At 69.0% G+C, this 14,419-nt stretch carries 10 protein-coding genes; 9 read left to right on the forward strand and 1 reads right to left on the reverse strand.

Annotated features, from left to right (window positions below):
- Positions 1 to 3: 3 nt before the first annotated feature.
- The 8 genes from AC3AP7_RS15140 (at position 4) to AC3AP7_RS15175 (ending at position 10,923) form a co-directional block, all read left to right on the forward strand.
- Entirely contained in the window at positions 4 to 1,851 is a 1,848-nt protein-coding gene (locus AC3AP7_RS15140) for an EAL domain-containing protein (protein ID WP_475761551.1), read from the forward strand.
- Between the two features lie 367 nt (positions 1,852 to 2,218).
- Positions 2,219 to 3,205, forward strand: coding sequence for a LacI family DNA-binding transcriptional regulator (locus AC3AP7_RS15145; RefSeq protein ID WP_475761549.1), 987 nt, complete (start codon positions 2,219 to 2,221; stop codon positions 3,203 to 3,205).
- The gene (locus AC3AP7_RS15150) at positions 3,202 to 4,488 is read left to right on the forward strand and encodes an AGE family epimerase/isomerase (protein ID WP_475761547.1); all 1,287 of its coding nucleotides are present in this window, start codon (positions 3,202 to 3,204) and stop codon (positions 4,486 to 4,488) included. Before AC3AP7_RS15145 ends, AC3AP7_RS15150 begins: the two co-directional genes overlap by 4 nt.
- A complete protein-coding gene (locus AC3AP7_RS15155) occupies positions 4,485 to 5,396 on the forward strand; it encodes a carbohydrate kinase family protein (protein WP_475761545.1) in 912 nt (303 codons plus the stop codon). The genes AC3AP7_RS15150 and AC3AP7_RS15155 overlap by 4 nt, the downstream gene beginning before the upstream one ends.
- A gap of 65 nt (positions 5,397 to 5,461) precedes the next feature.
- Entirely contained in the window at positions 5,462 to 5,683 is a 222-nt protein-coding gene (locus tag AC3AP7_RS15160) for a hypothetical protein (RefSeq protein ID WP_475761543.1), read from the forward strand.
- Positions 5,684 to 5,756: 73 nt separating this feature from the next.
- Complete coding sequence (locus tag AC3AP7_RS15165; protein ID WP_475761541.1) at positions 5,757 to 6,002, forward strand: hypothetical protein; 246 nt, start codon at positions 5,757 to 5,759, stop codon at positions 6,000 to 6,002.
- A 175-nt stretch (positions 6,003 to 6,177) separates the two neighbouring features.
- The gene (locus tag AC3AP7_RS15170; protein ID WP_475761539.1) at positions 6,178 to 7,140 is read left to right on the forward strand and encodes an ion channel; all 963 of its coding nucleotides are present in this window, start codon (positions 6,178 to 6,180) and stop codon (positions 7,138 to 7,140) included.
- A gap of 183 nt (positions 7,141 to 7,323) precedes the next feature.
- Entirely contained in the window at positions 7,324 to 10,923 is a 3,600-nt protein-coding gene (locus AC3AP7_RS15175; protein WP_475761537.1) for an indolepyruvate ferredoxin oxidoreductase family protein, read from the forward strand.
- A gap of 49 nt (positions 10,924 to 10,972) precedes the next feature.
- Here AC3AP7_RS15175 and AC3AP7_RS15180 read toward each other — a convergent pair whose 3' ends face one another.
- A complete protein-coding gene (locus AC3AP7_RS15180) occupies positions 10,973 to 12,250 on the reverse strand; it encodes an EAL domain-containing protein (protein ID WP_475761535.1) in 1,278 nt (425 codons plus the stop codon).
- Between the two features lie 449 nt (positions 12,251 to 12,699).
- Between AC3AP7_RS15180 and AC3AP7_RS15185 the strand changes: the two genes are divergently transcribed.
- Entirely contained in the window at positions 12,700 to 14,364 is a 1,665-nt protein-coding gene (locus AC3AP7_RS15185; RefSeq protein WP_475761533.1) for a Na+/H+ antiporter, read from the forward strand.
- Positions 14,365 to 14,419: the final 55 nt, after the last annotated feature.

The following is a 14,419-nucleotide window of genomic DNA, read 5'->3' on the forward strand; positions in this document are numbered from 1 at the left end:
GCCATGCCACTTCGCCCGTCTCCCCAGCCCAGCGCGCCGAGCATCGGGGACCTGATCGCCCGGCGCGCGCTGTCCGCCGTCTTCCAGCCCATCGTCGATTTCGACAGCGGTGCGATTCTCGGCTATGAAGGCCTGATCCGCGGTCCGGCGGGGACGTCGCTCGAAAGCCCGTTTGCGCTGTTCGCGCAGGCCGCCGCACAAGGCTGCGTGATCGAACTCGAACGCGCCGCGGCGCGCCAGTGCATCGAGACGTTCGCGCACCTGGGACGGGACGGCAAGCTGTTCCTGAACTTCAGCGCCGGCGCGCTGCGTCATCTCGCGCACCAGCGCGACGACACGCTCGCGATCCTGCGCCACACGGGCATCGAGCCCGAGCGGATCGTGATCGAGTTGACGGAGCAGAACGCGATCCCCGATATCGACACGTTTTTGCCAGCCCTGTCGCTCCTGCGCGCGGCCGGCGCACAGTTCGCGCTCGACGACTACGGCACCGCGAACGCCAGCATGAACCTGTGGGTGCGGCTGCAGCCGGACGTCGTGAAGATCGACCGCTTCTTCATCCACGACATCGCGAGCGACCCGCTGAAGTTCGAAGCGGTGCGCGCAATGCAGCACTTCGCGAATGCGAGCGGCGCCCAGCTGGTGGCCGAGGGCATCGAAAACGAAGCAGACCTGATCGTCGTGCGCGACATGGGCATTCGCTGCGGCCAGGGCTATTTCTTCGGGCGCCCGGACCCGCTGCCGCCGCGGGCGATCGCCGACGACGCGCGCGCGGCGATCCGCGCGGACCACATCGCCGTGTTCCCGGAAGCGACGCGCACCGCGAGCCCCTCGCCATCGGGCGGAATGGCCGCAGCCAGGATGCTGGTGCGCGCGCCGGCGCTGCAGCGTCACGCGACCAACAACGACGTACTCGACCTGTTCAACGGGTCGCCGGGCCTGCACGCGGTGGCCGTCGTCGAGAACAACGAACCGATCGCGCTGATCAACCGGCGCGCGTTCATGGACCGCTACGCATTGCCGTATCACCGCGAACTGTTCGGCAAACGGCCGTGCCTGCTGTTCGCCAACGCGTCGCCGGTGATCATCGAAAACTCGATGAGCGTCGAGCAGATGGCGAAGCTGCTCGCCAGCGACGATCAGCGCTACCTCGCGGACGGCTTCGTGATTACCGATCGCGGCAAGTACGCGGGCCTCGGCACCGGAGAGAGCCTCGTGCGCGCGGTAACGGAAGTGCGCATCGAGGCGGCGCGCTACGCAAATCCGCTCACGTTCCTGCCCGGCAATATTCCGATCAGCTCGCACATTGCGCGGCTGCTCGACAACGACGCGGCCTTTTACGCGTGCTATGTGGACCTGAACCATTTCAAGCCGTTCAACGATCAGTACGGCTACTGGCAGGGCGACGAAGTGCTGAAGTTCGCCGCCGTGGTGCTCGCCGACGCATGCGATCCGACCCGCGACTTTCTGGGCCACGTCGGCGGCGACGACTTCCTGATCCTGTTTCAGAGCGAGGACTGGCGCGCGCGCGCCTTGCGTGCGATCGACGCCTTCAACGAAGGCGCGCAGGGCTTCTATGCGCCCGCCGACCGGCTCGCGGGCGGCATTGTCGGCGAAGACCGGCGCGGCAACACGACGTTCTTCGGCTTCGTGACGATGGCGATCGGCTGCGTGCGCGTCGAACCGCACGACCGGCTGGCGCGCTACGGCAGCGAAGCGATCGCATCGGTCGCGGCGCTCGCGAAACGGCGCGCGAAGCAGGCTTCATCGGGCTTCGTGCTGATCGACGCGGATGAAAGCGCAACGCTGCTGCGCGGGCACGCCGAACAGCCGCACAACGCGTTCGGATAGCGGCGTACAGCGTGGCGGCCATGCCGAGGCCGCCCGCCGGGCACGCACACGCGTGCGGGGCTGCGCGTCGGCTTCCCCGCTTCCCCGCCGCCTCCCTTTTTGTCGCTTCGCCATGCGGCAGGCCCCCCATCGTCCCAACCGCTTGCCCCGTCACGCCGATGAGGCTGCGCCCGCAAGCGCATCGCCCCTGTTTAGACAATTTTACTAAACAACAATAATCCAACAAACACCCCTATCTACGGGTATTTACGCGTGCAAGTCGAGCGAAACACGACGCTCTTTTCGCATGTTTTACTATACAATCGCCGACAATCATCCGACGCCGGCCGGCCCGCCGGTCCCGAACCCACTGCCCGCCGAGAATCCGATGGCCGCCACAATCCGCGATGTCGCCCGCGCCGCCGGCGTGTCGATCGGCACCGTCTCGCGCGCGCTGAAGAACCAGCCCGGCCTGTCCGACGCGACGCGCGTGAAGGTCGTTGCGGCCGCGCGCACGCTCGGCTACGACGCCGCGCAGCTGCGCACGCGGATTCGCCGGCTCACGTTCCTGCTGCATCGGCAGCACAACAATTTCGCGGCGAGCCCGTTCTTCTCGCACGTGCTGCACGGCGTCGAGGACGCCTGCCGCGAACGCGGCATCGTGCCGTCGGTGCTGACCGCCGGTCCGACCGAGGACGTGCTGCAGCAGTTGCGGCTGCACGCACCCGACGCGGTCGCGGTCGCCGGCTTTGTCGAACCCGAGACGCTCGACGCGCTTGCCGCGCTGCAGCGCCCGCTCGTGCTGATCGACCTGTGGGCGCCCGGCCTGCGTTCGGTGAATCTCGACAACGCGGGCGGCGCGGCGCTCGCGATGCGTCATCTGTTCGCGCAGGGGCACCGGCGGATCGCGTTCATCGGCGGCTCGCTGGCGCACTTCAGCATCGCGCAGCGCGCACTCGGCTATCGCCGCGCGTTCTTCGAGGCGGGGCTGCTGTTCGATCCGTCGCTCGAAACGACGATCGACGCCGGCCTCGACCCCGACACCGGCGCCGCGCGCGCGATGCAGCGCCTGCTCGACGCGGACGGCCCGCACCCGTGCGCCGTATTCGCCTACAACGACGCCGCCGCGCTGGCGGCGCTGCGCGTCTGCCTCGCGCGCGGGGTGCGCGTCCCGCAGGACATCGCGATCGTCGGCTTCGACGACATTCCCGCCGCCGCGCATGCCACGCCGCCGCTGTCGACCATCGCGGTCGACAAGGAGGCGCTCGGCCGGCACGGCGTCGAACTGCTGCTCGCCGACGCGCCCGCCGAACCCGAAATCACGCTGCCCGTCCAACTCGTTGCCCGTGCCAGTACCCTGGTGAAAATGCCATGACGCCCTCCGAAACGACCTCATCGCGCCCCACCGGCGCAGCCCCGCAGGTTCCGCCGGTCGACCGCTTTCGCGACCGCGCCTTCCTGCGCGCGCACATCGACGACACGCTGCGCTTCTATGCACCGAACGTGTTCGATCCGGGCGGCGGCTTCCATCACTTCCTGCGCGACGACGGTTCGGTCTACAACCGCACGACGCGCCACCTCGTGAGCAGTTGCCGCTTCGTCTTCAACTATGCGATGGCGTGGCGCGAGTTCGGCGATCCGCTGTATCTCGACTATGCAAAGCACGCGCTGCACTTCCTGCGCGACGTCCACTGGGACCCGGCGCACGGCGGCTACGACTGGGAAATCGAATGGCGCGACGGCCACAAGCGCACGCTCGACGGCACGCGCCACTGCTACGGCCTCGCGTTCGTGCTGCTCGCGTACGCGCATGCCGCGATGGCCGGCATCGAGGAAGCGCGGCCGATGATCGGCGCCACCTTCGAGCTGATGGAGCACCGCTTCTGGGACGCCGCCGCCGGCCTCTACGCGGACGAAGCGACGCCGGACTGGCGCGTGAGTTCGTACCGCGGGCAGAACGCGAACATGCATGCCACCGAGGCGCTGCTCGCTGCCTACGAGGCGACCGGCCATCTCGTCTACCTCGATCGCGCGGAGCGCGTCGCGTCCAACATCACGCTGCGCCAGGCGAAGCTGTCACAGGGGCTCGTGTGGGAACATTTCCACGCGGACTGGTCGGTCGACTGGCACTACAACGAGGAAGACAGCTCGAACATCTTCCGTCCATGGGGCTTCCAGCCGGGCCATCAGACCGAGTGGGCCAAGCTGCTGCTGATCCTCGAACGCCACCGTCCGCTGCCGTGGCTGCTGCCGCGCGCGATCGAACTGTTCGACGCGGCGATGACGCGCGCATGGGACGACGACCACGGCGGCCTCTACTACGGCTTCGGCCCGGACGGCACCGTCTGCGATCACGACAAGTATTTCTGGGTGCAGGCCGAAACCTTCGCGACCGCGGCGCTGCTCGGCCGGCGCACCGGCAACGAGCGCTTCTGGGACTGGTACGACGAGATCTGGCGCTATAGCTGGACGCATTTCGTCGATCACCAGTACGGCGCGTGGTATCGCATCCTCACCTGCGACAACCGCAAGTACAGCGACGAAAAGAGTCCGGCCGGCAAGACCGACTACCACACGATGGGCGCCTGCTACGAAGTGATGACGCACGCGCTGCCCGACGCAGCCTCGAACCACGCCGCTTCCCGGTCCGCATCATGAGCACGCTCTCCGACTTCCCCGTCTTCGTCTCCGCCGGCGACATCCTCACCGACCTCGTGCGCACCGGCGACTCGCAATGGCTTTCGCGCCCGGGCGGCGCCGGCTGGAACGTCGCGCGCGCGGTCGCGCGGCTCGGCCTGCCGACCGCCTGCGCCGGCTCGCTCGGCGTCGACAACTTTTCCGACGACCTGTGGAACGCGAGCGTCGCGGCCGGTCTGGACATGCGCTTCATGCAGCGCGTCGAGCGTCCGCCGCTGCTCGCGATCGTCCACCAGACGCATCCGCCCGCGTACTTCTTCATGGGCGAAAACGGCGCGGATCTCGCGTTCGATCCCGCCGGCCTGCCCGCGGGCTGGATGTCGCATGTGAAGTGGGCGCACTTCGGCTGCATCAGCCTCGTGCGCCAGCCCCTCGGCGACACGCTCGCGACGCTCGCGGCCACGCTGCGCGCGCGCGGCGTGCGGATCAGCTTCGACCCGAACTACCGCAACCTGATGGCGCACGGCTACGCGCCGACGCTGCGCAAGATGGCCGCGCTCGCGGACCTGATCAAGGTCTCCGACGAAGACCTGCGGCTGCTGTTCGGCACCGCCGAAGACGACGCGCTCGCGCAGTTGCGCGCGATGAACCCGCGCGCCACCGTGCTCGTCACGCGCGGCGCGGACAAGGCGACGCTGATCGACGGCGAGACGATCGTCGAGGCGCGGCCGCCGCGCGTCGAGGTGGCCGATACGGTCGGCGCCGGCGACGCGTCGATCGCCGGCCTGCTGTTCAGCCTGATGAGCTCGCCCGGGCGCGACTGGGCGGCACACCTCGCCTTTGCGCTCGCCGCGGGCGCCGCGGCGTGCCGCCACAGCGGCGCGCATTCGCCGACACTCGACGAAGTGGTCGCGCTGCTGCACGGGTGAAACGCGTCGGGTAAGCGTCATATCCGCGTGCTACGATGAAATCTCCCCTTTGCTGGAGAGGCATCATGGAGGACGTCACCTATACCAAGGGGCTCTACACGGCCACCGCCACGGTGCGCGAAGCAGAGGGCGGGCAATATCAGGGGATCGTGTCGCTCGCTCGCGACGAGGGCGACGAAGTCGAGACCACGGTCTACGAAGTCGAGGGCGTGTCCGCGTCCGCGCAGGAGGCGCTTGAAGAAGCGAAGGCGCTCGCGCATCGCATCCTCGGCGAAATCGAGCTTTAGCGGAGCCGGCGCCGCGCGCGCCCTCCCGCGACGCGTGACGGCGTTCGCTCCTGTCATCCGTGAGGAGGCGAACATGGCCGAACAGCTCTTTTCCTATGGCGTCTATTCGATCCGCGTGCGCCCGCTCGCGCTGCAAGGCGCGCGCTGGGACGCGGAGTACGAGATCCGCCAGGACGAACGCGCCGTCCAGGCGTGGACCACGGTCGGCGGCGACGCCGGCTACCCGGACGAAACCGGTGCGGTCGATGCCGCGCACCGTCAGGCCGTGGCGGACATCGAGCACGGCGCAGGCATTCCGAAGCCGCGGGCTTTTCCGTGAGGGCGAGCCGGCTGCGCTGTCCGGGCGCAGCAGACTCGCCGTCCAGACGCCGCAGACGCGCATTGCGGGCCCGGCCCGCCGCGCGATCAGGGCGCCGCGTCCCGGGCGACCGCGCTACGCGAGCGGCCGCGCCGCATGCTACGCTTGCCGCGTCCCCCCAGCCCGAACCCACGCGATGGCCGCCGACACGCCCGACGACTCCCCCGCCCGCGCCGCCGACCCCGCCTCGCGCAAGCGCCGCTACTCGACGCGCGACGGCCACCGCGTTCAGGTGAATTCGCGGGTCATCTATGTGCACGGCATTCCGGTACGGTTCTGGCAGGACCTCTATCACCGCGCGCTGATTGCGAGCTGGCCCGCGTTCTTCAGCTCGCTCGCGACGCTGTTCCTGTTGCTGAACACGCTGTTCGCGGTGCTCTTCCTGCTCGGCCACGCACCGATTGCGAACCAGTTTCCGCCGGGTTTTGCCGGTGCGTTCTTTTTCAGCGTCGAAACGCTCGCGACGGTCGGCTACGGCGACATGCATCCGCAGACCGTATACGGCCATCTGATCGCGACGCTTGAAATCTTTGTCGGGATGTCGGGCATCGCGCTGGCGACCGGGCTGATCTTCACGCGTTTCTCGCGCCCGCGCGCGAAGATCCTGTTCGCGCGCCACGCGATCGTGCGGCCGCTCGACGGACGCATGACGCTCGTCGTGCGGGCCGCCAACGCGCGCCACAACGTGATTGCCGAGGCGCGCGCAAAGCTGCGCGTGATGCGCCGCGAGACCACCGTCGAAGGCTACACGTCGCTGCGCATCCACGACCTGGCGCTCGTGCGCGACCAGCAGCCGATGTTCCTGCTCGGCTGGATCCTGATGCACGTGATCGACGAAGGCAGCCCGCTGTTCGGCGAAACCGCCGAATCGCTCGCTGCGCGCGACGCATCGCTGCTCGTCACGGTCGAGGGCTTCGACGAGACCACCGCGCAGACGATGCAGGCGCGCCACGCATGGGACAACGGCGAGATCCGCTGGCAGCATGCGTTCGTCGACCTGATCCACGAATCCGATGGCGTCACGCACTTCGATTACGCGGATTTCGACGCGGTCGTGCCGCTCGACGCGATACCGCCCGTCGAGCCGCACACGCCCTGAGCGCCGCGCGCCGCGCCGCATGCGGGCAGATCCCGCTCGAAACCCCGCGGATTCGCGCAGCACTTCCCTCAATCGCTGCGTCCCGCGAGCAAAGTAGCAAAAACATTCTCGAATCGGCGCGAAAAAATAGAGTCTCGTCTGGCGCTGCGCGACCGCGCGGACCGATAACAACGGAGACTCACCATGACTGCCCGCCTGCCGGTCGACGGCACGCCCGCCCTCGCCGACTACCAGCTCAGCGACAATCTGACCGCAACACACGGCCGCATCTTTCTGACCGGCACGCAGGCGCTCGTGCGTCTGCTGCTGATGCAGCGCGCGCTCGACCGCACCCAGGGCCTGAATACCGCGGGCTTCGTCAGCGGCTATCGCGGCTCGCCGCTCGGGATGGTCGACCAGCAGTTGTGGAAGGCCCAGAAGCGGCTGGCGGCAAGCGACATCCGCTTTCTGCCGGCGATCAACGAGGAGCTGGGCGGCACCGCGGTGCTCGGCACGCAGCGCGTCGAAGCGGACGCCGAGCGCACCGTCGATGGGGTGTTCGCGATGTGGTACGGCAAGGGGCCCGGCGTCGACCGCGCCGGCGACGCGCTGCGGCACGGCAACGCGTACGGCGCGTCGCCGCACGGCGGCGTGCTCGTGGTGGCGGGCGACGATCACGGCTGCGTGTCGTCGTCGATGCCGCATCAGAGCGACTTCGCGATGATGGCCTGGCAGATGCCGGTGGTGAATCCGTCGAACGTCGCGGACATGCTCGAATTCGGCCTCTACGGCTGGGCGCTGTCGCGCTTCTCGGGCGCGTGGGTCGGCTTCAAGGCGATCTCGGAGACGGTCGAGTCCGGCTCCACCGTCGATCTCGACGCGCTGCGCACGCAGTGGACCGCGGACGCGGACTTCACGCCGCCCGCCGGCGGCCTGCACAACCGCTGGCCCGACCTGCCGAGCCTGTCGATCGAGGCGCGCCTCGCGGCGAAGCTCGACGCAGTCCGCCATTTCTCCCGCACGAACAGCATCGACAAGTGGATCGCGCCGAGCCCGCACGCGGACGTGGGCATCGTCACCTGCGGCAAGGCGCATCTGGATCTGATGGAGGCGCTGCGCCGGCTCGACCTCACCGTCGCCGACCTGGAGGCCGCCGGGGTGCGCGTCTATAAGGTGGGCCTGTCGTTTCCGCTCGAAATGACGCGCATCGACACGTTCGTCGCCGGCCTGTCCGAGGTGCTGGTGATCGAGGAAAAGGGGCCGGTCGTCGAACAGCAGATCAAGGACTTCCTGTACAACCGCCGCGACGGCGCGCGTCCGCTCGTGATCGGCAAGCACGCCGCCGACGGCAGCGCGCTGCTGTCGGCGCTCGGCGAATTGCGGCCGTCGCGGATTTTGCCGGTGTTCGCACACTGGCTCGCGCGCCACCGTCCCGCGCTCGATCGCCGCGAACGCGTGGTCGATCTGGTCGCGCCGCAGATTCTTTCGAACGAGGCGGATGCGGTGAAGCGCACACCGTATTTCTGCTCGGGCTGCCCGCACAACACGTCGACGAAAGTGCCGGAAGGATCGATCGCGCAGGCCGGCATCGGCTGCCACTTCATGGCGTCGTGGATGGAGCGCGGCACCACCGGCCTGATCCAGATGGGCGGCGAGGGCGTCGACTGGGCCTCGCACTCGATGTTCACGAAGACCCGTCACGTCTTCCAGAATCTCGGCGACGGCACCTACTTCCACTCGGGCATCCTCGCGATCCGCCAGGCCGTGGCGGCCAAAGCGACCATCACCTACAAGATCCTCTACAACGACGCGGTCGCGATGACCGGCGGCCAGCCGGTCGACGGCAGCATCTCGGTGCCGCAGATCGCGCGGCAGGTCGAGGCCGAAGGCGTGTCGCGCTTTGTCGTCGTCAGCGACGAACCGCAGAAGTACGACGGCCATCACGACCTGTTCCCGCGCGGCACGACGTTCCATCCGCGCAGCGAACTCGACGCGGTGCAACGCATGTTGCGCGACACCGAAGGCGTCACCGTGCTGATCTACGACCAGACCTGCGCGGCGGAAAAGCGCCGCCGCCGCAAGAAGGGCGAGTATCCCGATCCGGACCGGCGACTGTTCATCAACGAGGAAGTCTGCGAGGGCTGCGGCGATTGCGGCGTGCAGTCGAACTGCCTGTCGGTCGAGCCGGTGGAGACGCCGCTTGGCCGCAAGCGGCGCATCGACCAGTCGTCGTGCAACAAGGACTATTCGTGCGTGAACGGCTTTTGTCCGAGCTTCGTCACGGTCGCGGGCGGCAAGCTGAAGAAGGTCGCCGGCGCCGCCTTCGACACCGACGCGCTCGCCGCGCGGGTCGCGGCGCTGCCGCCGCCGGCCACGCTGCTCGACGCGGCGCCCTACGACATCCTCGTGACGGGTGTCGGCGGCACGGGCGTCGTCACGGTGGGCGCGCTGATCAGCATGGCCGCGCATCTGGAGGGCAAGAGCGCATCCGTGCTCGATTTCATGGGCTTCGCGCAGAAAGGCGGCTCGGTGCTGTCGTTCGTGCGCGTCGCCGCGCGCGACGAATGGTTGAACCAGGTGCGCATCGACACGCAACAGGCCGACGTGCTGCTCGCCTGCGACATGGTGGTCGGCGCGAGCGCCGACGCGCTGCAGACGGTGCGTCACGGGCGCACGCACATCGTCGTCAACACGCATGCGATTCCGAATGCGTCGTTCGTGCAGAATCCCGACGCGAATCTGCACGCCGATGCGCTCATCGACAAGATGCGCCATGCGGCCGGCGCCGAACGTATCGCGTCGTGCGATGCGCAGGCGCTCGCGCAGCGCTTCCTCGGCGACACGATCGGCGCGAACCTGCTGATGCTCGGCTTCGCGTGGCAGCTCGGGCGCGTGCCGGTGTCGTTCGAGGCGCTCATGCGCGCAATCGAACTGAACAACGTGGCCGTGCCGATGAATCAGCTCGCGTTTGCGGTGGGCCGGCTCGCCGCCGCCGAGCCGGGCGCGCTCGATGCGCTGTGGGAAGCGCGTCACGGCGCCTCGCCCGTCGCGCGGCGCGACGCGTCCGACACGCCCGAAGCGCTGATCGCGGATCGCGAAGCGCGTCTTGCCGCCTACGGCGGCACGCGCTACGTGCAGCGCTACCGTGCACTGCTCGGCGCGACGCAACGCGCAGCAGCCGCACTCGACGCCGCGCAGCAGGCGCGCCTCGTGCGCGCGGTGGCGACGACCTTCTACCGCTTGCTCGCGGTCAAGGACGAGTACGAGGTCGCGCGTCTGCACGCGGATCCGGCGTTTCGCCGCGCGCTCGAAGCGCAGTTCGACGGCACGGCCGGCAAGGACTTCAGCGTGACATTCCATCTCGCGCCGCCGTCGCTGACGCGCGCGAAGCACGGCGCGGCACCGGCGAAGAAGGCCTTTGGCGCGTGGCTGTGGCCGGTCCTGCGCGCGCTCGCGCGCTGCCGGACGCTGCGCGACACGCCGCTCGATCCGTTTGGCCGCACGCTCGAACGCCGCATGGAACGCACGCTCGCGAGCGATTACGAAACAACGATGCAGCGCGCGTTCGCGCTCCTCACGCGCGAGAACGCCGACGACGTCGCGGCGCTCGCCGCGCTGCACGCACGCGTGCGCGGCTACGGCCACGTGAAGCTCGCGAACCTCGCGACGGTCAAGCGCAGCGAACGCGCATGCGCCGCGCGCCTGCGCCTCGACGCCGCCACCGGCGCGGCGGTGCAGCAGGCGCTCGACGCGGCGAAAGGCGTCGGCGGCCTGCGCGGGATTCCGGTCGTCGTCGCGAAGTGAGCGGCGCGCGGCACGGGCCGGCCGGCTGGGCCGGCGGTCCGTGCCGCGTCTAGACGTCCGCGTCCTCGCTCCAGTCGATGTCGCCGCACAGCACGCAGGTCTGCCCGCCGACGTGGATCGCCATCGACAGCGTCACGCACGGAATCGCCTCGTTGATGGACAGATACGGCCGGGTCGCATGCACGCGCCCCGGCGTGCTGATCGCCGCGCGGAAATACGGCCGACGCAGCCAGTTCGCACCCTGCGCGTCGGCGAGCGGCAGGAAGCGCGTTTCGTGAGTCGCGCGATCGGCGCGCCGCACGACGTTGCGGCCCGCCTGGCGACCGCGCTCGTCGAGCAGGTAGCAGCGCGCGGCGTGATCGAGCGCGAGGAAATTCCAGCACACCTCGTCGAGCGGTTCGCCGGCGGAGAGCCGCTCGGCCGCCCGCTCGAACGCCCGCAGGTAAGGCGCAAGCCGGCTCGCGTTGCGGCGCTCGCGCGCATGCGTCTGCGTGCGGTAGCGCTCGGTGACCTCGCTGATGCAGGTCACTGCCTGCGCGCTGTCCGCGAGCCCCGGATGCGGCCGCCCGAAGAAGAAGCCCTGCACGAAATCGGCATCGCACGCGAGCGCCATCTGCGCCTCGTGCTCGGTTTCCACGCCTTCGATCAGCACCAGCTTGCCGGCCTCGTGCAGCAGCGCGACGAGGCCGGGCAGGATCGTCGCCATGTCCGCGCGATGCGCCGCGTGCGACAGCATGATACGGTCGAGCTTGACGATGTCCGGATTCAGCTGCCAGATCCGCTCGACGTTCGAATGGCCGGCGCCGAAGTCGTCGAGCGCGATCAGAAAGCCGAGTTCGCGAAAGCGCCGGACCGCGTCGGCGAGACGCTCCAGGTCCTCGGCGCGCTGTTCCAGCACTTCGAGCACGATCCGCCGCGGCGGCAATTCGAGCCGCCGCAGGTTCGCGAGCAGCGCCGCCGCGTGGTACGGATCCGTGAGCGCGCCCGGGTGCACGTTCAGAAACAGCCATTCGCACTGCGCGCCGAGCTTCCTGAAATTTTCGAGGTGCAATGCCTGCGCGAGACGATCCAGATGCAGCAGATCGCCGACGCGCGCGGCCTGCCCGAATACGTCGAGCGGCGACACGGCCCGGTCGAGCGTATCGTGCGCGCGCAGCAACCCCTCGTAGCCGACCGCGCGCATGTGCGACAAGCTGAAAATCGGCTGAAACACGCTGGTCAGCTCCAGCTCGCCATGTCGCGCGGAGTAGCGTTCCAGCCCCGAGGTCATGCTCACTTCGAAGCCATGCGGCACGCTGGCCGTCCTGTCCTGTTGCGCAATCGTCATGCATTCCTCTCTGGTGAGAGCCGGGTGAGGCGCGCAGGCGCGACGAGCGGCCCGGTTCTCAAAATGTGCGTCATCGGCGCAGGTTAAGCAAGCTCCGTGCGCACGCAAGCGCACGCTCAAGCGGCATTCGCCGGCCCGGCTGCACCGGCGACAGCGGCGCGCATCGCCGCAGGGCGCGCCGCGCACTCCGGTGGTGCAACGCGGCGGCCCGCTTTGTCCGGCTTCCGATCGCATGCACGGCGGCTGCGCATCCGCTGCGGGCGCGCACCATCGTTTCGCGCGAGCCGCAGCCGGCGCTCGCGCGACGCACGCGATCCGGGCAGAACGGTCCGGCAATTGCCGGTCGCGGCGCGTGCTCGGCTACACTGCGGCCTTCTGCCTCGCGCGGGCTCCGCGCGGACGCGCGTCACGAGCGCATCCGCCGCCCGGGCTCACCTGTCACGTATCCGATGGACATCGTTTTCACCGTTCTGATCCTGCTGCTCGCAGTCGCGGTCTCCGGCATCGCCAGCCGCATGCTGCCGTTCAAGCTGCCGCTGCCGCTCGTGCAGATCGCGCTCGGCGCGCTGCTCGCGTGGCCGAGCTTCAACCTGCACGTCACGTTCGACCCGCAGATCTTCATGATGCTCTTCATTCCGCCCCTGCTGTTCGCGGATGGCTGGCGCATTCCGAAGCGCGAATTCTTCATGGCGCGGCGCGCGATCCTGATGCTCGCGTTCGGCCTCGTGTTCATGACGGTGCTCGCGGTCGGCTACTTCATTCATGCGCTCGTGCCGACGATCTCGCTGCCGGTCGCGTTCGCGCTGGCCGCGGTGCTGTCGCCGACCGACGCGGTCGCGCTCGCCGGCATTGCCGGCAAGAACCGCATTCCCGCGAACCTGATGCACATCCTCGAAGGCGAAGCGCTGATGAACGATGCGTCGGGGCTCGTTGCGCTCAAATTCGCGATCGCCGCCGCGCTGACCGGCATGTTCTCGCTGCGCGAAGCGTCGCTCAGCTTTGTCGAAATCGCGGCAGGCGGCCTCGCGACGGGCGCGGCGGTCAGCTGGCTGTTCAGCCTGTGGTCTGCGCGCTTTCTCGGCATGGACGACGAGACCGACCCCGCGCCCGGTGTCGTGATGACGTTGCTGATTCCGTTCGCCGCGTACCTGTTCGCCGAGCACTTCGGCTGGTCCGGGATTCTCGCGGCGGTCGCCGCGGGGATGACGATGAACTACACGAGCATCGCGCGCGCCGCGCCGGTCACCGCCCGCATGCGCGCGGCCAGCACGTGGACCATGATCGAGTTCGTCTTCAACGGGATGGTGTTCATCCTGCTCGGCCTGCAGTTTCCGCACATTCTCGGCCGCGCGCTGATCGACGCGCACGAAACCAGCGACAGCCAGGCGGCGCGGCTGATCGGCTACATCGCCGCGGTCACGCTCGCGCTGTACGCGCTGCGCTTCGTGTGGGTATGGCTGCTGCGCTGGTTCGCGAGCCGCGGCGCCGCGAAGCAAGGGATGACGAGCGCGGTGCCGGGCTTGCGCACGGTCTCCGTGACGACGGTGGCCGGCGTGCGCGGCGCGCTGACGCTCGCGGGCATCCTGTCGCTGCCCGTGACGCTGCCGGACGGCACGCCGTTGCCGGGCCGCGACCTCGCGATCTTCATCGCATCGGGCGTGATCCTCGCGTCGCTGCTGGTGGCGGTGGTGGCGCTGCCGCTGCTGCTGCGCGGCTGGCGACGCAGCCGCGATCCGCACGCGGCCGAGGAACAGTTCGCGCGCACGCTGGCCGCGCAGGCCGCCATTCGCGCGGTGGACAGCCTGCACGAACAGACGGGCGCCGACGCCGGCGATCCGGCCTATGTGTACGCCGCCGACGTGACGGCACGCGTGACGGACGGCTACCGCCGCCGCCTCGCGACCTTCGGCGACGATCACTCGCCGCGCGAGCAGGCGCGCCGCGCCGAGGAACTCGAATTCCAGATGAAGCTGGCCGCGATGCGCGCCGAGCGCGCCGCGCTGCTCGGGTTGCGCAGCAAGCAGAAGATCAACGACGAGACGCTCAACAAGCTGATGCGCGAAGTGGATCTCTCGGAAGCCGCGCTGATCACGCGCGGCAGGGCGCGCAACTGACGGTGACGGTGACGGTGACGGTGGCGGTGGCGGTGGCGGTGGCGGTGGCGGTGGC

The organism is Paraburkholderia sp. PAMB 6770 (genome assembly GCF_057748135.1).